Here is a 25,323-nt window from a genome sequence, read left to right on the forward strand (position 1 = left end):
AATGGGCTCAGAAGAAAAAAAGAACTATATTTATAATGTGATATACCGGCTTTCCATCTGCATTCTGCCGCTGGTGGTTACCCCTTACGTAGCCCGTGTCCTGGGGGCGGAGCAAGTGGGAATCTATGCTTTTTCCAGTACGGTGGCCTGCTACTTTATTATGTTTGGAAAGCTGGGGCTGGACAATTACGGAAACCGCAGTATTGCATCCTGCCGGGAGGATAAGGTAAGAAGGAGCAGGATGTTCTGGGGGATTTACCTGATGCAGCTGGTCACCTCCGCAATCTCCATCGCGGTCTATTTGCTGCTGGTGCTGACTGTTTTTCGGGAAAACCGGGCTGTCTACTGGATGCAGTTAATCTATGTGGCTTCCATTCTTTTTGATGTCAGCTGGTTTTTCTATGGCATGGAAAAATTCCGTATTACCATGGTGCGGAGTCTGATGTCCAGAACGCTTATCATCCTCGGCGTGTTTGTCTTTGTGCATTCGGAAAAAGACCTGTGGGTCTATACCGGTATTATGTCCGTCTGCTTTCTGCTGGAACAGCTCCAGCTGCTGCCCTTTTTATTCCGGCAGGTACAGTGGGTTCGGATCAAAAAGGAAGATATTCTTTGCCATATTGTGCCGAATTTGAAGCTCTTTGTTCCTCTGCTGGCGCTGAGCAGTTACCATTGGATGGATAAAATCATGCTTGGCGTGATGGTGAAAAGTTCGGCAATTGTTGCATTCTATACTTATGCCGAGAATATAATCAACCTTCCCAAGGGCATTCTTTCAGCACTGGATACGGTGATGCTGCCAAGAATATCGAATCTGGTGGCAAAGAACAAGATAGAAGAAAGCATACAGAAGATACGTACCTCCATCAAGTTCAACAGCTTTGTCAGCTGTGCGCTGTGCTTCGGAATCGCGGGAGTAGCGCCCAGCTTTGTTCCCTGGTTTTTCGGACCGGAATACAGACCGACGATTCTGCTGACCATTGAGCTGGCCATGGTGATGATTCCAATGAGCCTGGCAGAGGTGGTTCAGACCCAGTATCTGATTCCCTTTCAGAGGGAGGAGGTTTATATCCGCTCGGTAACTCTGGGAGCGGTCACAGATATTATTCTGAATTTGGCTCTGATCCCGTTTTTCGGCGCGTCCGGAGCGGTGATCGGAACCCTTGTGGCGGAGGTTGCGGTATGTGTATACCAGATGAATTATATCCGGGATGTATACCGATACCGTCAGTTATTTAAGATGCTGCTGCCTTTTATGGCCTGCGGCGCCCTGGAGTTCGCGGCGGCCTATGCCATGGGCGGATTGCTTCTGCCCCCGGTTCTTCTGCTGCCGCTGCAGATACTGGCGGGAGGTGCGGTGTATCTGGCCGGCTGCGGAATTTATGTACGATTTATCAGTAAGGAATACCGCAGTTTCAGTGAAATAATCAACAGCTTGAAAGGATAGAGGCAAAGCAGCGGGAAAAGAGGTGAGAAGAAAATGATTGTTGATACAAATGCATATGTGATCTCTATGATACAGGTAATGCTTGGGTGTGTGATCCGGGACTTTTTGATTCCTCTTTTTGTGTGGAGGAACTACCTCAAGGATAAGAGCTATGGCTATCGCTTCTGGTTCTGTACCGTCACACAGGGCAGCCTTCAGATCAATCTGGTTCTGCTTCTGGGCTTTTTCAATATCTGTAGCCGCTGGAGCATATTGTTATGCAATGGAATTGTGTATCTTCTCATCCTTTGGAATTTCTCCGATAAACAATTCTTTGTCCGGTGCAGTGGGACGGCGGATGTTCTCCGGCAGGCCTATAAGCAGGAACAGCTGGTCAAATATTCGCTCCGGCTGCTGTCGGATGGGTGGAAAAAGCTTTGGAAAACCGTTCATGACTGGAAGGTATGGGGGTTCATAAGGAAGAATTGGCTGGAGGTTTTTATTCTTGCCGGTTTAGTTGTGTACAATATCTGGTTTTTGACCCATAATGTCATGTGGTATCACAATTATCAATTCTCCGATATTCCGGTGCATCAGTCCTGGATCTATGAGCTGGAGCACGGCACTCTGTTTTCCGACGGCATCTATCCCTTTGGAATGCACGCCATGGTATATATTATACGAATCATATTCCGGCTGAATCTGCGGGAGATTCTCCTCTATGCCGGGGCATACCAGACGGTTTTGATGATGATTGGCCTGTATTTGCTGGCTAAGGAAATGTTCCGTGGAAAATACACCCCGGTTACGGTGGTTCTGGTGATCAGTATGATGCTGAACCAGGGGCGGTATGCCGCTTCTTTGCCTCAGGAAGGCGGCATGTACGCAGTAGTCGGGATGGCCTATTTTATCATTCGATATATGCATAAGGATCGCGAGAAGTTTGTGATTCCCGGGGATTCCCGGCTGCGAAGGATCTTTCGTATAAATTCCTATATTAACCGGAGATATCTTAATTCAGAGATGATCCTTATGATGCTGTGTGTGGGGCTGGTAATCGCTTATCATTTTTATACAGCCATTGCGGCGGTATTTCTGGTGGTTGCCATCGGCCTGGCCTATCTTCCGAAAACCTTCAAGAAGCAATATTTTATCCCGATTGTATTCAGCGGCATGATGGGGGCGGTAATCGCCGTTCTTCCCATGGCGGCCTGCCTCGCCAAGGGAATGGAGTTCCAGGAATCCATGGCCTGGGCAACCAGCGTTATCGCGGGTGAAGAGTGGAAAGGAAGCGAATCCGGTTACCAGGCGGAGCTGGAAGCGGCTTTGAGAGGGGAGGAAGCGGCAGGAGAGGATGGAACTGCCGCCGAAGAGGATACGCAGAAGGAGCGGGTGAAGGTTGATTATGCCTCCATGACCCCCATAGAGATTGTTAAATTTTATTTTAATGCGATGTGGAACTTCGGCATTACGGCCATGTTCCATTCCGGTGCAATCTGGCTGATGTTCGCCTGTATGCTGGCGGGCACCCTATGTGCCATTCTTCTGGGGCTGTCAAGGAGAACCCGGAACTGCGGGCATGATTATCTGGCCATGGTTATCAACATGCTTATTCTATGCACGGTGGGAGCATCGCAGCAGCTGGGATTGATGGAGATTATAGCGGCGGCAAGGGCTTCCACCTTTGCGGAGCCTTTCATCGGTTTTATCTACCTGCTGCCGGTGGATTTTGCTTTCCGCATTCTGGGCGGCTGGAAGAACCGCTATTACCAGAGGGGTCTGAAGCTTCTTTCCGCGGCGGTCTGTGCCGGAGCAGCCTATGTTATCCTTTCTTTTGGATGGTACCATAATTTTTTCGATGTGAATCAGGCTTATTACAATGAATCAGAGTATCTGCTGCGCCATATTAAAAAATCCTTTGACCGGTTCAGCTATACCATTGTATCCCCGACGGATGAATATTATGATGTGCTGGATTATGGCCGGCATACACAGCTTTCGGAGTTTATAAACATGGTAAACGGAAAGCAGGAGGGCTTCACCTTTCCCACCCAATACGTATTCTTTTTTATTGAGAAAAAGGTATTGCAGGATTATTTCTACGGTCCTGTGAATGTGGATCTGAAGTATGCGGCCATGGATTTTGTTTATCTGGCAAGCAGCCAGGATTATTATTTCCAGCGTGCAATTATTGAATCCCAGGCATATTATTGGGCGGAGCAGTTCAAGAGGATGTATCCCCGCAACTTTAAGGTGTATTATGAAGATGATATTTATGTGGCCTATCTTTTGGAGCAGAATACTTACAGCCCCTATGACCTGCGAATTGATTATCTGGCAGATTATGAGGAGGAGATCAGGAAAAACGGATGGGATTGACAATATTGTGCCTATTCACTTTTGAATAGGTCATTAAATAGCGAAAGGCACGGGTATAAAGATGGAAGAGATGAAGTTATGTGTTGCATACGGAGCGGATGATAATTATGCGAAATATCTTGGAATTTCCATGCTATCTTTATTTCGGACGAATAAGGTATTCGATGAAATCGAGGTACTGATTTTGGATTGCGGCATCCAGGAGCCAAATAAAGAGAGGCTGAGAGCGATGGCGGAGGAATATCATCGGAAACTTTCCTTTCTACCTGTAAAGGAAGCTGTTCTCGCTCTGGATCTCAATATGGGAGTAAGGAAGATTGCCACAGCAGCTTATGCACGGTTATTCCTGGGTTCGATTCTGCCGAAGAGCTATACAAAAATTCTCTATTTGGATTGTGACACGATAATCCGGGACTCCCTGGAGGAATTCTGGAAGGTAGAACTGCAGGAATATCTGGTTGCCGGAGTGAGAGATACGGTGGATAACTTCTTTCTAAAGAAGATTGGTTTGGAAAAAGAGGACTGTTATCTGAATTCCGGAGTCCTGCTGATTAATTTGAAGGGCTGGCGCCAGGAGAAGCTGGAGCAGCGTATATTAGAATTTATACGCAGCTTTGAGGGAAATGTGCCTCATCATGACCAGGGAACCATTAATGGAGTGTGCAAAGGGCGGAAGCGGATAATGGGGCCCAGGTTTAATGTGACGTCCAATCTCTATTCCTTTTCCGCTAAAACGATCAAGTCCATCTACTTTATGAACAGCTTCTATACAGAGGAAGAGCTGGAGGAGGCGAGGACCAATCCGGCTATTATTCATTTTACCTCAGGGCTGGTGGGAAGGCCGTGGGAGGAAAGCTGTACCCATCCCATGAGGGAGGAATATCATAAAGCGGCAAGGCTTTCCCCCTGGAAGGACGAGCCCCTGTTACCGGACAGCCGAAGCCGTTCCGTAAAAGTATTTTCGGCCTTTTACCGGCATATGCCGCTGTGGTTGTCGGAGCTGGCCTATCGCTCTGTCAGCTGGCTGACCCATGTCAAAGAATAACTTCGCAGCCTCTGGCTTTTTCGTGTACTACGGCTGATTTCCCCTGCATACAATGTAACAACAACGATAATAAGGGGGAATGCGTTCTGCCCAGGGTCAGGACGCAGACACTATGAAAGGCTATATAGAGGAACGGGCGGTCGAGATCGCTAATTATATTATCGATAATAACGCGACCGTAAGGCAGACAGCGAAGCAGTTTGGAATTTCGAAATCGACCGTACATAAAGACGTAACGGAACGTCTTACTCAGATTAACCCCTCCCTGGCGGAAAGAGCCAGGGTAGTCTTGGACCTTAATAAGTCAGAGCGCCATATTCGAGGCGGATTAGCAACGAAAGAAAAATACCTTCATAAGACGAGATATAATTCAGCATACTAAAAATAAAGAGAGATCGGGTATTTCGCATAGGTCAGCCCTATGCGAAAGCCCCGATCTCTTTTTCTTAAATGGCGATATGTTGCCGTCTAATCTGTCACACTGTAGTTATCAATAACTTCCGTTCTTGTATAGGTAACCTTTTCCGGCAGCTCTCTTGCCACCAGGTAATTGTACAGGTAGATAATCGGATCATGACCCTGCCCGAAATAATCCTGCTTAAATACCATATTAACGACACCCTTCCGGATCAGGTTAATAATATCGTCGCTGTATTCAAAGCAATAGAGCTTGATCTTGCCGGTGAGCTTCAGCTCCTCGATCGCCCTTGCCGCACCCTGGACGCCGCCGCCGATGATTAAGATGCCATTGACATCCGGTGAGTAGTAGAGTATTTCCTTCAGCTTCTTATATAACTGGCTGGGCTCCTCGATGTCGTCGATCTGGGAAGTGATCATAATATCGGGATATTTGGCAAGTTTGGCAGAAACGGCATCTCTTCGTATGGCGTTAATAGGAGAAGAGGAATTGCCCCTGAAAATAATGACCTTTCCTTCTTCCTCCATATTGCGGGCAAGAATCTCGGCAGCCAGAGTTCCTTCCGCCTGAAGATTCGGACCGAAATAGGACAGGCGCTTTGAAGTGTCTTCAAAGTCACTGTTAAAGGTCATGACGGGTATCTTCTTCGTGGCAGCCTTCCGGGCACATTCCTCCAGCCCCTTGACAAAGCCGGGAAGAATGAAACCGTCGCAGCCCTCTTCAATGATTCCGTCCAGAGTCTCTGTAATACTGCGGTCCGCCGGATCAAAGCTGATCAGATCCACCTGGGTATTCTTATCCTTCAGCTCCGTCTGGGCATACAGCGCACCCTGTGCCGCTGCCTGCCAGTGAGGGCCGTTGTTGGGGCACAGCATAACAAACCGGAGTCTCTTAGGGCTGGCCTGGCTGACGGGAGGAATTGAGGTTTTGTAGCGCTTCAGAAGATTCTCGATACCGGAGAGCATCTTCTTGAGTGAATTGGCCTGCATACTGATCTCTTCATTCTCTGCCAGCTCCTCCTGGGTTACAGCCGCAACGTCCTGGGTGATGTTGGAGATCTCGCCGGAGGCATCATGAAGCACGGCGCTCTGTCCGCTGAGAACCTTTGTGCTCTCGCTGATCATTACGGATTCCTCATAAACCCTCTTGATATCGGAATTTAAAATACTTGCATTATTGTTGATGGTGTAGAAGGAGGACTTCATGGAATCGAAGATTTCCTTGCTCATGGTAAAGGTGTTGGTAACATTCTGAATGCTTTCGCTTACCTTCGCATTGCTCTTAAGGATGCTGGAGAGCAGGTGGTTGATCTGGGTTACGCTTTCCTTCGTCGCATCGGAGAGCTTATTCATCTCCATGGCGACAACGGCGAACCCTTTTCCTGCTTCACCGGCACGGGCGGCTTCCACTCTGGAATTCAGTGACAGCAGATTGAGCTGCCCTGTGATATTCATGATCAGATTGCCGAATTCGTTGATTTCAGAAAGATTGGCATCCAGGGTCTTAATGAAGCTGGAGGTTTCATCCAGGTTGGAGGAAATCAGCTGCATGTGCCCCGAATACTCGTCCAGCTGTTTGGCACCGTCAGAAGTGAGATTTGCGGTGGTTTCCACAAAGTTCTCGATGCTCCCCAGAGTGGTTGTGATACGGTCGGCACCGAGATTCACCTTCTCTATTCCCTGCAATGTCTGCTTCGCGGTAGTGAGCTGCTCCTGGGCCTTCTCTGCTACGATTGAGATGTTTGATGCAATCTGCTCATTGCCTTTGTAGGTCATGTCAATGCTCTTGGTCACTTTGTCGACGGCATCCGACAAGATAATGACATTGCCCTTTGTCGATTCAATGTAGCTTAACAAATTCCGCTTCATATCATTGAAAGCAGAGGTAAGAACCTCAAGCCCCCTGGTTTTGTCCGATATAATATCATCGATATTCAGGTTGCCCTGGGACAGTGTGACGGCGTTCCTGTCAATCAGCTTGATTGCCTTCATAAATTGCATCAGCATCAGCAAAAGAGTAATGGACAGCACAACTAAAACAGCCAGCACAAGGGGAAGGGTGTAGCGGAAGACGGTCGGGCTGCTCAATCCTATGATTGATATAAGCACCAATAAACCTGCAATGATGGCCGCCAGCCGAAGAATAGACCCCCTGGTATTCTTCCGGTTAAATAAGAATTTCCTGATAGATTTTGCGATACCTTTCATAAATCCCATAATAAAAATCCTCCCGTAGATATTTTATGCCTTATTAAAGCTGGAAATTTAATATTACGACGCTATATTTCATTTTATCATCATGTAGGTCAAAGTACAACGCTAAAATGGAAAAAAATATGAAGTAATTTGTAAAAAAAGACGGAGGAGGCATTCTATTCTTCGCAATCGTGAAACAACTGTCATAAATTGTGTTAATTAAATAACGATTCTGTCCTATTGGGCCGGCATATGTTATACTTTACATGATGTCCTTAAGGAAGACCTATTACTTAAGGCTGATAGAAAAACATTACAATACTATAATAAAGAGAAAGAAGGAAATAACTTTTATGGGTAGGTTTACATTTCCGGGTGGAATCCATACATATGACGGTAAAGACCTGACGATGGATAAGCCCACAACCCCTCTTTTGCCTAAGGGGGATCTGGTATTTCCGCTGCTTCAGCACATCGGCGTTCCGGCCAAGCCCTTAGTGGCAAAGGGGGACAGGGTCCTTGCAGGACAGCGGATCGCCGAGGCAGGCGGTTTCATCTCTGCTCATGTAATCAGTTCGGTGTCCGGAACGGTAAAAGGGATAGAAAAGAGGCTGACGGTATCCGGAGCCATGGCAGAAGCCATTGTAATCGAAAATGATCATGAATATCAGAGGATAGAAGGCTTTGGTGAAAAGCGGGATGATAGCAGGCTAACCAGGGAGGAGATCCGCGGCTATGTGAAGGATGCGGGTATTGTAGGCCTTGGAGGAGCCGGGTTCCCGACTCATGTAAAGCTCACGCCGAAGGATGACAGCAAGATTGATTATGTCATAGTGAACGGCGCCGAATGTGAGCCCTATCTGACCTCGGATTTTCGTATGATGCTGGAGGAGCCGGAGAAAATCATAGGGGGCCTTAGGATCATGCTGGGACTGTTTGAACATGCCAGAGGCGTTATCGCCATTGAGGACAATAAGCCCCAGGCAATCCGGCGTCTGAAAGAGCTGACGGCAAAGGAAGAGCGTATGGAGGTCCGGGAGCTTAAGACAAAATATCCCCAGGGCGGCGAACGTCAGCTGGTATACGCGGTGACAAAGCGGAAGCTGAACTCGAAGAAGCTTCCGGCCGACGTAGGATGTATTGTAGACAATGTAGACACGGTAATTGCAATTTATAATGCGGTGGCTCTCAGCACCCCCTTGATCCGCAGAATTGTTACGGTATCCGGGGATGCGGTTAGGAATCCGCAGAATTTTAGTGCGCTCATCGGAACCGGTTATGAGGAGCTTCTGGATGCAGCCGGCGGCTTCACAGACCGCCCGGAGAAGATACTGTCCGGAGGCCCGATGATGGGACTGGCTCTGTATGATACCAAGGTTCCGGTGATGAAGACCTCCTCCGCGCTTCTGGGCTTTCGGAAGGATGCGGCGGCGGTGGAGGAGACTCCCTGTATCCGCTGCGGCAGATGTCCGGAGAAATGTCCGCTCCAGCTGATGCCCTTCCAGCTGGCGAACCTGGCGAACCGCAATGATGAGGATGGATTTGTGAAGTATGACGGATTGGAATGCTGCGGCTGCGGCTGCTGTTCCTATATTTGTCCCGCCGGAAGAAGCTTATCCCAGTCCATTATGCAGACAAGGAACGCGATCCTGGCTAAGAGGAAAAAGGCATAGAGAAGGCATAACATACAATATGAAAGAGGTGTAAACGTTGAGTGATTTAATACATGTGTCTGCGGCTCCCCATTCCAGAGGCCCGGTTACGACTAAGAGAATCATGCTGGATGTTATTCTGGCCCTGGTCCCGGCGGGGATCTTCGGCGTCTATAATTTTGGAATCAACGCGCTCTTATTGATCGCCGTTACAGTGGCCGCCTGTGTGCTGACAGAATATCTTTATTGTCGGTTTATGAAGCTGCCCCTTTCCGTCGGAGATTACAGCGCGGTGGTCACGGGTCTGCTGCTGGCTTATAATTTGCCTGCGAATTTTCCGTTCTGGATGGCAATTCTCGGCGGTGTATTTGCTATTTTGATCGTTAAGATGCTTTTTGGCGGTCTGGGACAGAATTTCATGAACCCGGCCCTGGCAGCCAGAGTATTCCTGCTGATCAGCTTTCCGGTGCGCATGACCAGCTTTACCATAGAGAAGATTGCTTCCCCGGGGGCAATGGATTACGTGCGGCACGGTTTTATGGCTTTGGACGGAGTGTCCGGGGCAACTCCTCTGGCAGCGATGAAGGCCGGGGAGACAGTGGATCTGTATCGGATGCTTTTTGGAAATATAGGCGGAACCATCGGAGAGACCAGCGCAATTGCTATTCTGCTGGGGGCAGCCTATCTGTTATTGAAAAAAGTGATTTCTTTTAGGATCCCTTTGACCTATATTCTGTCTCTTGGGGTATTTGTTCTGATTTTCGGAGGCAGGGGCTTTGATATGACCTTTGTTCTGGGACATATTTTGGGCGGGGGCTTATTGCTGGGGGCTTTTTTCATGGCGACCGATTATGTCACCAGTCCCATCACTGCTCCGGGTCAGATTGTCTTCGGCATCAGCCTGGGATTACTGACCGGATTATTCCGCCTGATGGGAGGAACGGCAGAGGGCGTATCCTACGCCATTATCTTCTGTAATCTTCTGGTTCCTCTGATTGAGAAGGCCACAAGGCAGAAATCCTTCGGAAAGGAGCGTGCGGTCCGTGAAAAATAAGAAGCCTTTCATTAAATCGGATTTAATTCGGGATGCCCTGGCGCTCTTTATCATTACCCTGGTATCCGGCCTGGCCCTCAGCTATGTCTATGAGGTGACCAAGGAACCCATCGCGGTACAGGCGGTGCAGAAGACACGAAAGGCCAATCAGGAGGTGTTTCCCGAAGCCTCCTCCTTTGAAGAGGAAGCAGAACTGACCGGCCTGGCAAAGAGCACGGATTTCGCCGGAGTCAATACCGACTATGCGGGAGCGGAAATTGAGAGCATCAGCAAGGCCTTTAACAGCAGCGGGGAAATTGCCGGATATAATATCACCGTATCCACCTCCGCAGGCTATAAGGATGGAATTAAATTAGTCTTTGGCTATTCTTTGGAAGGACGGATCAAGGGCATTGCCTTCCTGTCCATCAGTGAGACGGCAGGCCTGGGAATGAAGGCCCGGGAGCCGGCATTCATTGATCAGTTTTTGAATAAAGAAGTACTCCGGTTTGTTGTAACCAAGACAGGAGCGGCCTCGGAGGATCAGGTGGATGCCATCAGCGGAGCCACCATTACTTCAAGGGCGGTCACCAATGCGGTGAATGCCGGTATCTGGTTTATAACAGAGTATGCCCCGGAGATGGGAGGCGGACAGTCATGAAAATGAACAAATATACGGAACGGATCTATAACGGTGTAATCAAGGAAAACCCTACCTTTATCATCATGCTGGGAATGTGTCCGACCCTGGCGGTAACCACCTCCGGTAATAACGGCCTGTATATGGGTCTTACCACCACGGTGGTATTGGCAATGTCCAATCTGCTGATTTCCGCCCTGCGTAAATTCATCCCGGATAAGGTTCGTATTCCGGCCTATATTGTGGTGGTTGCATCCCTGGTTACCGTAGTGCAGCTGCTTCTGGAGGCCTATGTACCGGTAGTGAATCAGCTTCTGGGAATTTATATTCCTCTGATTGTAGTGAACTGTATCATTCTGGGCAGAGCGGAAGCTTATGCGGCAAAGAGCTCTGTGGGATTGTCCCTGTTTGACGGAATCGGAATGGGCCTCGGCTTTACCCTGGCCTTGAGCATCATTGGTGTCTTTCGTGAGATCCTCGGAGCGGGAAGTGTCTTTGGCTTTAAGATCACCCCGGACAGCTTTGAGCCGATTACCATCTTCATTCTGGCGCCCGGCGCCCTGTTCACCCTGGCGATTCTGACGGCGCTTCAGAATAAACTGAAGCTGCCCTCCGCAACCAATGACCAGGCGAAGAACAGCACCGGCTGCGGCGGCGACTGCGCCCATTGTATGGGCGGCACCAGCCGGGAGGAAGCCGGAATACAAAATAAGAATAAGGAGGATTGATTAAGATGAAGGATCTGATTATGATCATTGTTGGCTCGGCTCTTGTAAATAATGTTGTCTTAAGTCAATTCCTTGGCTTATGCCCGTTTCTGGGCGTATCAAAGAAGACCAATACGGCGGCAGGCATGGGAGCGGCAGTTATCTTTGTTATTACCATAGCCTCCGCGTTGTGCAGCCTCATCTACACAGGGCTGTTGGTACCTTTGGATATGGCCTATCTCCAGACTATTGTATTTATTCTGGTGATTGCCTGCCTGGTGCAGTTCGTGGAGCTGGTACTGAAGAAGTACAGCCGCGGGCTCTACGAGGCCCTGGGCGTATACCTTCCCTTGATTACCACCAACTGTGCGGTTCTGGGTGTGGCGTTAATTAATGTTACGGAGGAATACGGCCTGCTTTCCAGTACCATCAACGGCTTTGGAACCAGCGCCGGATTTACCATTGCCATCATCATTATGGCGGGAATCCGTGAGCGGATTGAATACAACGATGTTACAAAGTCCTTCCAGGGCTCACCCATCGTATTGATTACAGCAGGTCTGATGGCTATGGCATTCTTCGGATTTGCGGGATTGTAGAAGGGAGGAAAAACAGAATGCTGATTCAGAACATATTACAGAATGCTTTTCTTTCCGAAACAATACAGGTATTTGCCGCGGTAAGCCTTCAGGGAGTTGGGGTTGCTACTGCGATCGTTGCGGGAGTCGGCTTATTCATCGGACTGTTTCTCGGCTTTGCCGCTAAGACCTTCGAGGTGAAGCAGGATGAGACGGAGCTTCTTGTCAGGGAGCTGCTGCCGGGAGCCAACTGCGGAGGCTGCGGTTACCCCGGCTGTGACGGACTGGCTGCAGCAATTGCCAAGGGAGAAGCGCCTGCCAATGCCTGTCCGGTGGCCAATAGAGAAGCCCATCTTAAGATTGCGGAAATTCTGGGAACCGCCATAGAGGAGACCGAACGGAAGGTTGCCTATGTGAGATGTATGGGAACCTGTGATAAAACCCAGGTGAAATATGAATATTACGGTGTCAGGGACTGCAATAAGGCGGCTGCTGTTCCCGGCAGGGGGAATAAAAAATGTACCTATGGCTGCATGGGCTTTGGCTCCTGTGTCCGGGTCTGTGCCTTTGATGCAATTCATATCATCGGCGGCATAGCAGTGGTGGATAAGGAGAAATGCACCGGCTGTAGCACCTGTACCGCCCAATGTCCCAATGAACTCATCGAGATGGTACCTGCGGCCGCAAGGCATCTGGTGGGCTGCAGCTCCCTGGATAAGGGCAAGGATGTGAAAGCGGCCTGCTCCGTGGGTTGTATCGCCTGCAAGCTCTGTGAGAAGGCTTGTGAGTTCGATGCGATCCATGTGAATAATAATCTGGCTTATATCGATTACGGCAAATGTACCAATTGCGGGAAATGTGCGGCAGTATGTCCGGTTAAGATAATCCAGGTGCAATCTGCATAAAGAAGGTTAGCGTTCAGGGGGGAGCCGGGCGAAGAACATGGTTCTCCCTCTGACTGTATTTAAAAAGAAGGTTACAGTTCACATGGAACGGTAACAAAAGAATTGGATACAGAAAACACGGACATTTGTCCTGCTTGAATGTTGCGGGCAAATACTATAAAATGGATTCACAGAACAGGAAGAAGAGGCCGGGGAATGATCGCCGGTCATAATAACAGGGAGAGGAGGAGCTGATATGTCAATGGTATATAATTATCTGCTGGAAAGCTATCCGGTAAAAAAGGAGATTCTGTATCCGGTTCATAAAAGAAGTGAATTGAAAAAGGTATACTATAATATCATAAACCAGAACAAGTCCTCTCCTCTCTATAAGGTGAATCTATCGAAGGAAAACCAGGAATATGCCTTTGGCATCAAGGAAGCCGCCCTTGAGCTGAAGAGCAGGCTCTCCGCCCTGGTTCAGCCGGAGAACCCGCTTTGGGCATCCAAGGCCGTCTCTGTCAGTGATGAGAGGGTATTGGAAGCCAGCTTGCTGCAGGAAGACACCCAGGGACTTCCGGAGAACATGACCCTTGCGGTCACCTCTCTGGCATCACCCCAGAAGAACACAGGCAAGGATCTGATGCTGACTTCTCAGGGGCTGCCGACGGGAACCTATGAGTTCCATGTGAGAGTAGGGGATCAGAATCAGGATCTCACTTACTTGCATGAAAGGAAGATGGAAAATCAGGAAGCATTAACGAGGATCGCGAAGTATCTGAACCAGACGGTGCCCGGAATCAGAGTCTCGGTAGAGGCAGGCGGCAGAAGGGAGTATGGGAGACTGTCCATTCTGTCCGGTCAGGCGGGAAAGAACGGAGAGCCGGTTTTTGAATTTTCGGATTCGGAGGCCGGGAAGACAGGGCTGGCAGAGTATTTTGGAATGAACCGGATAGAGGAGAGATCCATACCGGCCGGGTTTGCCCTCAACGAGGTCAGCCATCGGACGGCTACCAATGTTTTTACTTTGGAGGGAAAGCTGCGGATTACCCTGAAGGCGGTCAGTGAGAAACCGGTTAGTATCCGGCTGGTTTCTGACAGTGAGAGAATTCTGGCCGAGACAGAAAGAGTGCTGGACACGTATAACAGCATGATCCGTCTTGCCCATAACCGCACCAGGGACAATGAGGAGCATTATCGCGCCTCAAGGTTCCTCAATGAGATGAAAGGCCTGGAGAAGATCTTCCACGAAGAGCTGGAAGCCTGCGGAATCCGGGCGGATGACAGCGGTCTGCTGTCTCTTGAGGACCCGCTGGCGGTGATGGCTGCGCAGGATCAGGGGATGGAGAGCCTGTTCACCAGAGAGAACGGTTTTATTGCAAGGCTTATGGACAAAGCGGAAGCCATTGCAATAAATCCTATGGAATACCTGGATAAAAAAGTACTTACCTACCCCAATAGGGAGGCCAGAAACTGGCCCAACCCTTATATAACCTCTATGTATAGCGGATTATTCTTCAGCTCTTATTGTTAAAATAGGAGCTGGTTTTTACGTACTCGCTGGGAGTGATGCCAATCCGTTTCTTGAAAATACGGCTGAAGTAGTTGGGATCCTTATATCCCACCATATAGCATACTTCCTTGACCGTAAGATTGGAGTTGGTCAGCAGCTCCTTTGCTTTCTTTACCCGAAGGATGGAGAGCCAGTCAATAAAATTAAAGCCCGTGGTTTTCTTGATCAGCTTGCTGAAATATTGGGGGCTGATATTCACCTGCTCCGCCGCATCCTCCAGGGTGATTTCCTCCGCGTAATGTGTCTCCAGATACTCCTTGGTGGCCTGCACAATGTGGTTGGAATAGTCGATATTGCTCTGGGGCTTTACATAATTGGTAAGAAACATAAAATTCTTATAAGCGCATTCGATCAACGCGTCGCCTTCTAATTCCATCAACTCCCTGGCTACTCCGGTATAGCTTATAAAGGGTACTTCCTCCTGGTTATCCAGCCTCATGGAATGACTGGACAACACCAGAAGCTCCAGAATCTTGTCCCTCTTCGTATCATCACAGAAATTACGCACCCAGTCCATAATCAGAGCAAAATAATCATAGGAATCGGTCTTGCGCAGCCGGATGGCCTCCAACAGGTATTTCTCCGCCAGCAGATAATCAAAATCCATCCCGGAGGCGGTCAGTGTCTTGTCCTGATAATAAATAATCGGCTCGGAACGCCGGAAATATAGAGCGGAGAGAGCATCAATAAAAGAAGTATAGATTGCATTGATACTTTGCAGGCTCCCGACGGCAATGGAGGGATTGATCTGGAATTGCTGCTTCAATTCCTTCTGCAGCTCCAGACTGAGGGCAAGACTTTCCTCCTTGTGGTTCTCCGGCACAGGAGCGGCGCAGGTCACCAGCAGGCAGACGCGGTTGGCAAAGAGCGGTCCGATGTACAGGCGGTGATCCGGAAACTGGTTATGATCCGTAAACAGGTTATGGATAAAATAATAGATCTCCAGTTCGTCCGTGGTCTCCTCGTTCAAACCGACCTGCTGCAGCTCGGGCAGATCCAGTATAATACAATAGCCATGTTCCTGAAGATCCAGAAGCCGGCGGAAGCCCCGAAGCTCCAACGGGTGGCAGCCCCGGAAAAACATAGAGAAAACAAAGCTTCTTTCTATAAAAGAACGATAGTCGTTCTGTGAGATATTCTGATTGGAAGTGAGAATATCCAGATGCAGACTATCCCAGAATTCTTTCGGATCAGTGTAACCTACCTGGTTGTTAGGATAATTCATTAACACACCTCCATTATCAATCATTTATTCAAGCATAGCATGATTAAAGCGTCAAAAGGTGCTGCACACATTTCCAGATACAAGATATTGCTATTGCAAGCGAGCTTGCATAGCAATATCTTGTATCTGGAAAGCACCTTCGGTGCTTTTGACGATTTAATCATAGCATATTATAGTAAAAATTGCACTACCAAGATATGACAAATTATGAAAACGAATAGAGTGCAGGGGCAAGGTTACCGTTAAGCAATACTAATATAATAATTATAACAAATTTGTTATAATTCTGCCACAGAAATGCCAATAACAACGCATAGGATAAAAAGTAAGAAAAGGTTGTATTTGGCAGCGCGGAGTGCGAAAAAGGCGGGAACAGATATGATGAAAAGAGAGCAAAAACGACATAAACAGAATATTGTTTTCACATTACTGCTGTCAGCAGCTTTCATCACCGTGCTTTTTGCGGGCTTCCTGAGCCGGAAGGAGCTTAGGGACTATCGGGAGTCAGACGGGGAGATCGTTGCCATTTTCAAGCAGGAAATCGGGCAGGAAGAGCTGGAGAAATACGCGGCCCGATATGACGGGCAGCTGGAGGTTCTCAGGCATATTGATGATTATGTGCTTTTTCATGTGAAAGACAGTTCTTCTTATTATAATATACTGCGGAGCCTGAATCGGGAGGACCGGGTGGCACAGGCACAGGGCAATGTACCGGTATCCACCCTGAGTTTTAGCAGTGACACCTATGCGGACGCCCAATGGGCTATTGAAAATCCAGGCCAGTATGTCTATCTGTCAGAGCTGGGACGGATGAATAAGCCTGCGGTTCAGGGTGTGGACATGGATATAATAAAGGCCTGGGGGATGTTGGATAATGAACTTTCCGATCATAGGGAAGTCGTTGTAGCGGTAATTGATACCGGTGTGGACTATAATCATCCCGACCTTGTAAATCACATGTGGATCAATCCGGGGGAGATCCCGGGAGATGGGATCGACAACGACAACAACGGATATGTGGATGATGTCTACGGCTGGGATTTCTATAATGATGACGATACCGTCTGCCACTACAGTTATTCCAGTAAATTAGACATGAATATCGCCTCCCGTGAGGATAATGATGATCACGGAACTCATGTGGCGGGGATTATCGGGGCCACCCTGGATAACGGCATCGGAGTAGCGGGAGTGGCATCCAAAATTGATGTAAAGATCATGTCTTTGAAAATAAACGGAGGTCCGAAGGGCACCGGCAGCCTGGCATCTGCGGTAGAGGCAATAAAATATGCCACCAGGATGGGAGCGGATATTTGCAATCTGAGCTGGGGAACCTCTTCCTACACGGCGGCCCTGAAGCAGGTAATGCAGGAATCTGATATGCTGTTTATTGCCGCTGCCGGAAATACAGGAGAGAATAACAATAAAGTACCGGTCTATCCGGCGAGTCTGGAACTGGATAATCTGATCTCCGTTACCTTCATTGATTCTTCGGGAGAGCTGACGGGTCTGTCTAATTACGGTTCCGATACGGTGGATCTGGCGGCGCCGGGAGAGGATATCTTAAGCACCATCGTGGGGAATTACAGCTCCATGAGCGGATCCTCCATGGCGGCCCCTCAGGTATCCGCAGTAGCTGCCATGCTCTATGCCTGCAGCGGTCAGATCTATCCCGCCGAGGCCAAGGAAATTATATTGAACAATCTCAAGCCCCTGCCGGAGCTTGGAGAATATCTCAGATATGCGGGAATACCCAGCGCATACCGGACCCTGCTGGCCGCCGGTTCCCTGATAGAGGACACTGAGGCGCCGGTGATAGATCTGAATACAGAGTATGACAACAGTGAGATGCTGGTATCGGTGAATGCTTCGGATGCAGGAGGCTCCGGTGTAAGAGTGCTGCGCTGGAGTGCAGGAGAGAAGACGGCGGAAGACTTTGCCAGAGGCACGGGAGGCCTGGCGGTAGAGAATAATACGCTCCGGGTATCCAAGGCGGGAAAGTACACCTTCTATGCGTCGGATTATGCCGGCAATGATACGGTCCGGATATATGAAGTCCGGCCGGATACAACCGGCCCGAAGATCCATGCCGCCTATACGGTAAAAGACAATTATTCCTCCAGAACAGTGACCTTGCGGGTTGCTGATTCCCAGAGCGGCTTAAGAAGGGTGGAATATCTGCCCGGTATTCGGACAGCGGAAGAATTTCTTCCGGAAGACATGGGAATAGAGCTGGAAGAGAAGAACGGAAAGGCGTCCTTCAAGGTGGTGAAGGATGGCGTCTATACCATCTTCGGAATCGACAACCGGGGGAATATGACGGTTGAGACAATAACGGTGAAAACCGTAAAATCCGAAGAAATAAAAATGGCCCGGAAAGAATGGACCATGAAGGTCGGCGATCAATATGCCCTTCACGCCGATCTGGTGCCTGACACCTCAACAGATCGGATCAGCTATGCCTCCTCCAATGACAAGGTGGCAAGGGTCACCTCCGGAGGGAAGATAACGGCGCTTCAGGAGGGAACGGCGGTCATTACGGCGAGGGCATCAAGCGGAAGCAGAACATCATGTAAGATCACGGTCAGGATTAATTCCTCCGGATAGGAATGCCTGCAGGCACCAAAGGAAGCAATTCAATGTCAATGTTATATTCTGAAATGTGGAATATAACATTGACATTTCTTACGAAGTGGGGTATTCTGAATGCTTGAAGGAAAATATTCAGATCTGAAAAAAAATATTGACGTACCATCGTCAGATATGCTATAGTAAAAAAGCGAGGTAAGAGGGCTTTTTTTTTATGCCTAAAAAAGTTCTCCGTCAGGCAAAAAGTATACACGATCATGCGTAACAAGAGAAATCGGAGGTGGATATTGTGCGCGTAAAAATCACATTGGCATGTACGGATTGCAAACAACGCAATTACAACACAACCAAGGAAAAGAAGTTACACCCGGACAGAATGGAAACAAAGAAGTATTGTAAGTTCTGCAGAACCCACACAATGCACAAAGAGACAAAATAATTAATCTGAAAGGAAAAGAAGACATGGGAGAGATGGCAAATACTACAACCGAGAAAGCTCCAAAGAAAAGCTGGTTTAAAGGTATGAAGTCCGAGTTTAAGAAAATCGTATGGCCGGATAAAGAGTCCCTTTTAAAGCAGTCAGTAGCTGTCATTAGTGTTACCGTTATCTTGGGATTAATTATTTACGTACTGGATTATGTTATTGAACTCGGTATTGGAATCTTTTTAGGATAAGGGTGAGGATATGTCAGAGGCTAATTGGTACGTTGTTCACACCTATTCTGGGTACGAGAACAAAGTGAAAGCGAACATCGAGAAAACAATTGAAAACAGAAAGCTTCAGGATCAGATTTTAGAAGTGTCGGTACCGATGCAGGATGTGATCGAGGTAAAGAACGGCGTTAAGAAGCGAGTGCAGAAGAAGCTGTTTCCCGGCTACGTACTTCTTCATATGGTAATGAATGATGACGTATGGTATGTAGTGCGTAACACAAGAGGAGTAACAGGCTTTGTAGGTCCGGATTCGAAGCAGCCCGTTCCGCTGTCAGAGACAGAGATGCGCAGCATGGGAATTAGATCCGATGGAGTCTCTGTTGACTTTGAAATCGGCGATATGGTTACGGTTACCGCCGGAGTATGGGAGAACACGACCGGGCAGATCAGGGCAATCAACACTACGAAGCAGATTGTAACAATCAGCGTGGACATGTTCGGACGGGAGACCCCGGTTGAGATCGGTTTCGACGACATCAAGGTTCGCAGATAGTTCAAAGCATCAATTCACAATTATGGAACGAATTTTTTTACGTTTCCTTAGTTACGTGGGAGGGGAATTCCCGCAAACACCACATTATCAGGAGGTATGCTATCATGGCAAAAAAAGTAACAGGTTATATTAAATTACAGATTCCAGCAGGCAAGGCAACACCGGCTCCCCCGGTAGGACCCGCATTGGGCCAGCATGGTGTGAACATCGTTCAGTTCACGAAGGAATTTAACGCAAGAACAGCAGATCAGGACGGTATCATTACACCGGTTGTAATTACCGTATATGCAGACAGAAGCTTCAGCTTCGTAACAAAGACTCCTCCGGCAGCCGTATTGATTAAGAAGACCCTTAATCTGAAGTCCGGATCCGCAGCGCCTAACAAGACAAAGGTAGCCAAGCTTTCCAAGGCAGATCTTAGAAAGATTGCAGAGCTTAAGATGCCCGATTTGAATGCGGCAAGCGTAGAAGCGGCAATGAGCATGGTTGCAGGTACTGCAAGAAGCATGGGCGTTACCATTGAAGAATAAGAACAAGACTAAAACAGCATGGTTGAAAGATACGATGCGATTGAGAATCTATTAACGTGGGAGGATATGCAGACGAAAAACATGTCTGCAGGCAAATGCGGTGTATACCGTATTTGCTCAATGGATCTCAGAGAGATTCGTTTTCTCCGATAAAACCACTAGGAGGTTTATAGAATGAAAAGAGGAAAGAAATATCAAGATTCTGTAAAGTTAATTGACAGATCCGTTCAGTATGATGTGGCAGAAGCCATTAAGCTGGTGAAGAAGGCAGCAGTTGCAAAGTTTGATGAGACTGTGGAAGCGCACATCAGACTGGGTGTTGACGGCCGTCACGCTGACCAGCAGGTCCGCGGTGCGGTGGTACTGCCCCACGGAACCGGTAAGACCGTACGTGTGCTGGTATTTGCCAAGGGCGATAAGGCCAACGAGGCATTGGCAGCAGGCGCTGATTATGTCGGTGCAGATGATTTAATACCCAAGATCCAGAATGAAAACTGGTTCGAATTCGATGTAGTTGTTGCTACCCCTGATATGATGGGTGTCGTAGGACGTTTGGGCCGTGTTCTCGGACCGAAGGGATTAATGCCCAACCCCAAGGCAGGCACCGTTACCATGGATGTTACCAAGGCTGTAAATGATATCAAGGCCGGTAAGATCGAATATAGATTAGACAAGACCAACATCATTCATGTTCCCGTTGGTAAGGCTTCCTTTACCGAGGAGATGTTAAATGATAACTTCCAGACCTTAATTGGTGCGGTTGTCAAGGCAAAGCCCTCCGCAGCAAAGGGACAGTATTTAAGGAGCGTAACCCTGGCTTCCACCATGGGACCTGGCGTAAAGCTGAACACTGCAAAGTTAAGCTAAGAAGACGCAGGAAGCAAAACGTACAAGCAAAGATTTTAGGGGTTGACACCAGGAATGGTTCATGCTATAATCCCGTTTGTATGTAAAGAATATTTCCATTGGAAATTATTCTTTGTGAATTGACAAGCGATAACAGCTGCCGAAGACAGTAGGTGCCGCAAGGCATAAGGTGTGACCGCCTACCGAGGGAAAGTGAATTGAAATCATTATGATTTTATGAACCTCTTTCTGCTTTGGCGGGAAGAGGTTTTTTATTGTCTGTGTCAATCGTATAGGCTGCTGGCAGCACATACGCTGTTGACAGTGTATGCATAATGAAACAAGGAGGTGTATGTAATGGCAAAGGTTGAATTAAAACAACCGATTGTAGAGGAAATCAAAGGTTATGTCGATAAAGCTCAGGCTGCCGTACTGGTGGACTACCGCGGCTTAACTGTTGCTCAGGATACGGAGCTTCGTAAGAAGTTAAGAGAAGCCGGTGTTGTATACAAAGTGTACAAGAACACCATGCTGAACTTTGCATTCAAGGGAACCGTATATGAAGCATTGGCAAAGGATCTGAACGGTCCTACCGCCGTAGCTTTTGGCTTAGAGGACGCAACCGCTCCTGCAAGAATTTTACTGGAATGCTCCAAGACCATGCCGAAGCTGGAATTCAAGGCTGGCGTAGTGGACGGAACCTACTATGATGAGAAGGGAATTGAGATTATTGCAACTATTCCTTCCAGAGAGGTTCTTATTTCCAAGCTGCTTGGAAGCTTGCAGTCACCTATTGCAAACTTTGCAAGGGTCATCAAGCAAATCGCTGAGAAGCAGGCATAATCGAAAGTGAAGTCTGAGAAGCGAGTTGCTTTGCAAATCGCTGAGAAGCAGGCATAATCGAAAGTAAGCATAGTTAATCAAAAAATATTATGGAGGTAAATAATAATGACAACTCAGGAATTTATCGAGGCAATTAAGGGCCTTACCGTATTAGAGTTAAATGAATTAGTAAAAGCATGTGAAGAGGAGTTCGGTGTATCCGCAGCAGCTGGCGTTGTAGTAGCAGCAGCTGGTCCCGCAGCAGCAGCTGAGGAAGAGAAGACGGAATTCAATGTAGAGCTGACCGAGGCCGGCGCAAACAAGGTTAAGGTTATCAAGATTGTTCGTGAAGTAACCGGCTTAGGCTTAAAGGAAGCAAAGGATCTTGTTGACGGAGCTCCCAAGGTAGTTAAGGAAGGCGTAAGCAAGGCAGAGGCTGATGACCTTAAGGCTAAGTTAGAAGCAGAAGGCGCAAAGGTTACCTTAAAGTAATTTGTCTGATGGAAGGGGCCGTTGTAAAAATAATAGAATACATTCCATGCGTTAGAGAAATAGTTGCAGGCCTGGAATGATTCTTATTATTTTGCAGCGGCCTTTTTTTATAATTTGTTGCAGCCTGGAGGGGCAGCAATTGTGCGGATAAAATAGAATGATTAAAGCACGTTTGGCGCTTTAATCATAGAATGGGGGAGAGCCATGAATAAGGGGAAGAAACTGGTATTGACGGTCTTAGCCGCAGCAGCGGTAATAATTGCAATAATAATCGTGGGGATAACCGGAAATGTATGTAAAAAGACATTCGACGGGATGGAGCAGGCGGAGGGGGATAATCAAATAGAGCAGGAGAGTCAGCTCGGGGAAGCTCCTCCGAATACGGCAGTAAAAAGCGAATATTTGCTTCAAATCAATGCGAAGGAAAAAGGAGTGGATATCAGCGAGACCCTGTATGGATTGTTTTTTGAAGATATTAACTTTGCAGGTGACGGAGGATTATATGCGGAGCTGATTAAGAACCGTTCCTTTGAATATGGTGAAGAGCGGGCTAATCAGGGAGCATTGCATGGCTATAAGCAGTTGGGAGAAAGTGTGCTTGCCATAGAAAACAGCGATCCGATTCATGAGAACAATCCATCCTATCTGGTGCTTACCAATCCTTCCGATAATCCGGCGGGATTTGTTAACAATGGTTTTTTGGAAGGAGTACATTATAAGGAGGGGGAGCCTTACCGGTTCAGTGTATACTTAAGAAGCAGGGAGTATAAAGGGGATATTAGAATTACTTTCCTGGATGATAAGAATAATGCCATTGGATCAGCAGTCGTCGGAGACATTACCGGCGTCTGGAAGAAGCATGCCGTAGAAATAACAGCGGAAGGGAAGGCGATAAAAGGGAAGCTTTCCTTAGAATTGCTGGAGAAAGGCAGCGTGGATGTGGATATGGTCTCCTTATTCCCTGTAAATACTTATAAAAACAGGGAAAATGGGCTGAGAGCGGACATGGTTGAAATAATAGAAGCGCTCAACCCCAGCTTTATCCGTTTTCCGGGGGGATGTATTGTAGAAGGGGATTCGATGGAGACAGCCTACAATTGGAAGGATACCGTCGGAGATGTGGCCTACAGAAAGCAGAATACGAATCTTTGGATCGGCACAAGGGAGCATCCATATTATCAAAGCTACGGATTGGGGTTTTATGAATATTTTCTGCTGTGCGAGGATTTGGGAGCAAAACCGGTTCCTGTTATCAATGCAGGACTGGCTTGCCAGGCCAGAACTGCTGAAACAGCATCGATGAATGAGTTACAGGGCTATATTCAGGATGCTTTGGATTTAATTGAGTTTGCCAATGGAGACAGCACAACACAATGGGGACGGATCAGAGCTCAAATGGGACATCCGGAGCCTTTTCATCTGGAATATCTGGCCATAGGAAATGAAAACTGGGATCAGGCCTATTTTACCCGTTATTCTAAATTCGTCAAAGCCATACGCGGTGAGTATCCCGAGATAAAGCTGATCACATCCTCCGGCCCTCATTCCGACGGAGTGCTGTATAATTACGCCTGGAACACCATGGATATACATAAAAAGGATGCCTTGAAATACGCGGATATCATGGATGAGCATTACTATAATTTTCCGGAATGGTTTCTGGCGGGCAGCCATAGATATGATGATTATAAAAGAAACCATGTGGATGTATTCGTGGGAGAGTACGCCGCAAAATCCAATTCCCTATATGCGGCAATCGCGGAAGCTGCTTATATGACAGGGCTGGAGAGGAATTCGGATGTGGTAAAAATGGCATCCTACGCACCATTGTTCGGCAATCTTATTTCCAGGCAATGGAGTCCGGATCTGATCTATTTTAATAATAATACAGTCTATGGATCTATTAATTACTATGTTCAGAAAATGTTTGCGGGTAACGTGGGGGATTATACGGTAACATCTCTTTTGGAGGCATCGAATGCGGAGAAAGCGGGCGCCGCAGGAAAGGTTGGTCTGGGAACCTGGCTGACTTCAGCTGTTTTTGATGATGTGAAAGTGGTGGATAATGAGACGGGGGCCGTTCTGTATGAAACGGACTTTGAGGAAGCGAAGGAGTGGAAGAAAACCTCCCAGGGGGATTGGAAAATAATTGAGGAGGACGGAAATAAGGTGTACGGACAGACCAATGCGGGCTACCCTTCCAACGGGGCAATTATGGGCAGCGCTTCCTATATCGGGGAGGGGGATTGGACGAACTACACCTATACTCTGAAGGCAAAAAAGATATCGGGAGAGGAAGGGTTTTTAATTCCCTTCGCCGTAAAAGACGGGGATAATTTCTATCATTGGAATATCGGGGGATGGGGAAACAGGGACACTTGTGTGGAGCAGGCCCTGGGCGGAACGAAGAATGTGGTCAGTGATAGAAAGAAGATTTCCGTTACAGCGAAGGAATGGTATGATATCAAGATAGAAGTAAAGCCGGATATCATCAGATGCTATCTGAACGGTAAATTAGTCCATGAAATAGAACGAAAACAAACCCATTCCCTATATGAGACGGTAAGCTATGACAGAGAAACCGGGGATCTGATTATAAAAATAGTCAATGCCGGCGATGATACGGCTTTTGTTACCGTTGATATTAAGGAGGGTGAAATCAAAGGAGAGAAAGGCAGCCTTGAGAGCTTAACAGGAGAAAGAAAAAATCTGGAGAATGTCATTTTGAAACAGAAAGCCGTAACTCCCGTAACTGAGGAAATTGCTGTCAGTGAACATTTTATATATGAGGCGCCAGCTTGTTCCGTATCCATTCTTCGGGTTCCTCAGCACAATATGACAGAATATTGAAAAATATCAGCAGATATGATAAAATAGTTAAAAAGTCCTAGTAAGGAGTTCCTCCCTATGATATATTTATCGGCTTTATCCTATGTGGCAGCGGTTGTATATTTTGTTGTGGGTTTTAATGCGTATAAATTAAATAACTCAAACTTCGCACATAAATTTTAGCTATGCACCTTGAAAATTCAATACCTGGCAGTTATTCAGTTGTCAATGTTCAGACTTTATGCAGCTTGCA

General features: G+C 47.6%; 22 protein-coding genes and 1 other annotated feature. Of the genes, 20 read left to right on the top strand and 2 right to left on the bottom strand.

The annotated features are described in order from the left end of the window. The first annotated feature begins 1 nt into the window (after position 1). The 4 genes from HNQ56_RS03745 to spoIIID all read left to right on the top strand — a co-directional run bounded on the left by HNQ56_RS03745 (position 2) and on the right by spoIIID (position 5,232). Positions 2-1,447: a flippase gene (locus tag HNQ56_RS03745; protein ID WP_429142942.1), complete on the top strand. Its 1,446-nt coding sequence runs from the start codon at positions 2-4 to the stop codon at positions 1,445-1,447. 33 nt (positions 1,448-1,480) lie between these two features. After that, positions 1,481-3,805 (top strand): hypothetical protein, encoded by a 2,325-nt coding sequence (locus HNQ56_RS03750; RefSeq protein WP_429142944.1) that lies wholly within the window; start codon positions 1,481-1,483, stop codon positions 3,803-3,805. A gap of 70 nt (positions 3,806-3,875) precedes the next feature. After that, entirely contained in the window at positions 3,876-4,850 is a 975-nt protein-coding gene (locus tag HNQ56_RS03755) for a glycosyltransferase family 8 protein (RefSeq protein ID WP_429142946.1), read from the top strand. Between the two features lie 112 nt (positions 4,851-4,962). Next, positions 4,963-5,232 (top strand): sporulation transcriptional regulator SpoIIID, encoded by a 270-nt coding sequence (spoIIID, locus tag HNQ56_RS03760; RefSeq protein ID WP_429142948.1) that lies wholly within the window; start codon positions 4,963-4,965, stop codon positions 5,230-5,232. Between the two features lie 86 nt (positions 5,233-5,318). Here spoIIID and HNQ56_RS03765 read toward each other — a convergent pair whose 3' ends face one another. Next, complete coding sequence (locus HNQ56_RS03765; protein WP_429142950.1) at positions 5,319-7,484, bottom strand: substrate-binding domain-containing protein; 2,166 nt, start codon at positions 7,482-7,484, stop codon at positions 5,319-5,321. A 332-nt stretch (positions 7,485-7,816) separates the two neighbouring features. Between HNQ56_RS03765 and rsxC the strand changes: the two genes are divergently transcribed. From rsxC to HNQ56_RS03800, 7 genes are all read left to right on the top strand, one after another. Next, complete coding sequence (gene rsxC, locus HNQ56_RS03770; protein ID WP_429142952.1) at positions 7,817-9,136, top strand: electron transport complex subunit RsxC; 1,320 nt, start codon at positions 7,817-7,819, stop codon at positions 9,134-9,136. Positions 9,137-9,173: 37 nt separating this feature from the next. After that, positions 9,174-10,169, top strand: coding sequence for an RnfABCDGE type electron transport complex subunit D (locus tag HNQ56_RS03775; protein WP_429142953.1), 996 nt, complete (start codon positions 9,174-9,176; stop codon positions 10,167-10,169). Then, positions 10,159-10,809, top strand: coding sequence for an RnfABCDGE type electron transport complex subunit G (locus HNQ56_RS03780; RefSeq protein ID WP_429142955.1), 651 nt, complete (start codon positions 10,159-10,161; stop codon positions 10,807-10,809). The genes HNQ56_RS03775 and HNQ56_RS03780 overlap by 11 nt, the downstream gene beginning before the upstream one ends. 2 nt (positions 10,810-10,811) lie before the next feature. Beyond that, on the top strand, positions 10,812-11,516 hold the full coding sequence (rsxE, locus tag HNQ56_RS03785; RefSeq protein WP_429143020.1) for an electron transport complex subunit RsxE: 705 nt from the start codon (positions 10,812-10,814) through the stop codon (positions 11,514-11,516). A gap of 5 nt (positions 11,517-11,521) precedes the next feature. After that, complete coding sequence (gene rsxA / locus HNQ56_RS03790) at positions 11,522-12,094, top strand: electron transport complex subunit RsxA (protein WP_429142957.1); 573 nt, start codon at positions 11,522-11,524, stop codon at positions 12,092-12,094. Between the two features lie 17 nt (positions 12,095-12,111). Next, a complete protein-coding gene (locus tag HNQ56_RS03795) occupies positions 12,112-12,978 on the top strand; it encodes an RnfABCDGE type electron transport complex subunit B (RefSeq protein ID WP_429142959.1) in 867 nt (288 codons plus the stop codon). Positions 12,979-13,213: 235 nt separating this feature from the next. Further along, positions 13,214-14,491 carry a hypothetical protein gene (locus HNQ56_RS03800; protein ID WP_429142961.1) on the top strand — a complete coding sequence of 426 codons (1,278 nt, stop codon included), beginning with the start codon at positions 13,214-13,216 and terminating at the stop codon, positions 14,489-14,491. On the opposite strand, the gene HNQ56_RS03805 is transcribed toward HNQ56_RS03800, so the two are convergent. After that, positions 14,475-15,755 carry a helix-turn-helix domain-containing protein gene (locus tag HNQ56_RS03805; protein ID WP_429142963.1) on the bottom strand — a complete coding sequence of 427 codons (1,281 nt, stop codon included), beginning with the start codon at positions 15,753-15,755 and terminating at the stop codon, positions 14,475-14,477. The genes HNQ56_RS03800 and HNQ56_RS03805 overlap by 17 nt on opposite strands. A gap of 378 nt (positions 15,756-16,133) precedes the next feature. Here HNQ56_RS03805 and HNQ56_RS03810 point away from each other — a divergent pair, with 378 nt between their 5' ends. The 9 genes from HNQ56_RS03810 to HNQ56_RS03850 all read left to right on the top strand — a co-directional run bounded on the left by HNQ56_RS03810 (position 16,134) and on the right by HNQ56_RS03850 (position 25,091). Further along, positions 16,134-18,362 (top strand): S8 family serine peptidase, encoded by a 2,229-nt coding sequence (locus HNQ56_RS03810; RefSeq protein ID WP_429142965.1) that lies wholly within the window; start codon positions 16,134-16,136, stop codon positions 18,360-18,362. Between the two features lie 271 nt (positions 18,363-18,633). Continuing rightward, the gene (gene rpmG, locus HNQ56_RS03815; protein WP_429142967.1) at positions 18,634-18,783 is read left to right on the top strand and encodes a 50S ribosomal protein L33; all 150 of its coding nucleotides are present in this window, start codon (positions 18,634-18,636) and stop codon (positions 18,781-18,783) included. 23 nt (positions 18,784-18,806) lie between these two features. Next, positions 18,807-19,019 carry a preprotein translocase subunit SecE gene (gene secE, locus HNQ56_RS03820; RefSeq protein ID WP_429142969.1) on the top strand — a complete coding sequence of 71 codons (213 nt, stop codon included), beginning with the start codon at positions 18,807-18,809 and terminating at the stop codon, positions 19,017-19,019. A 10-nt stretch (positions 19,020-19,029) separates the two neighbouring features. Further along, positions 19,030-19,551 carry a transcription termination/antitermination protein NusG gene (nusG, locus tag HNQ56_RS03825; protein ID WP_429142971.1) on the top strand — a complete coding sequence of 174 codons (522 nt, stop codon included), beginning with the start codon at positions 19,030-19,032 and terminating at the stop codon, positions 19,549-19,551. Positions 19,552-19,655: 104 nt separating this feature from the next. Then, entirely contained in the window at positions 19,656-20,081 is a 426-nt protein-coding gene (gene rplK / locus HNQ56_RS03830) for a 50S ribosomal protein L11 (protein ID WP_429142972.1), read from the top strand. Between the two features lie 174 nt (positions 20,082-20,255). Continuing rightward, a complete protein-coding gene (gene rplA, locus HNQ56_RS03835; protein ID WP_429142974.1) occupies positions 20,256-20,948 on the top strand; it encodes a 50S ribosomal protein L1 in 693 nt (230 codons plus the stop codon). A 121-nt stretch (positions 20,949-21,069) separates the two neighbouring features. Beyond that, positions 21,070-21,210, top strand: a sequence feature (ribosomal protein L10 leader region). 74 nt (positions 21,211-21,284) lie between these two features. Next, the gene (gene rplJ, locus HNQ56_RS03840) at positions 21,285-21,770 is read left to right on the top strand and encodes a 50S ribosomal protein L10 (protein WP_429142975.1); all 486 of its coding nucleotides are present in this window, start codon (positions 21,285-21,287) and stop codon (positions 21,768-21,770) included. A 105-nt stretch (positions 21,771-21,875) separates the two neighbouring features. Beyond that, on the top strand, positions 21,876-22,241 hold the full coding sequence (gene rplL / locus HNQ56_RS03845; protein WP_429142976.1) for a 50S ribosomal protein L7/L12: 366 nt from the start codon (positions 21,876-21,878) through the stop codon (positions 22,239-22,241). Positions 22,242-22,445: 204 nt separating this feature from the next. Then, positions 22,446-25,091: an alpha-L-arabinofuranosidase C-terminal domain-containing protein gene (locus HNQ56_RS03850; protein ID WP_429142978.1), complete on the top strand. Its 2,646-nt coding sequence runs from the start codon at positions 22,446-22,448 to the stop codon at positions 25,089-25,091. Positions 25,092-25,323: the final 232 nt, after the last annotated feature.

It is taken from the genome of Anaerotaenia torta, assembly GCF_050433395.1.
Lineage (GTDB): Bacteria > Bacillota > Clostridia > Lachnospirales > Lachnospiraceae > Mobilitalea > Mobilitalea torta.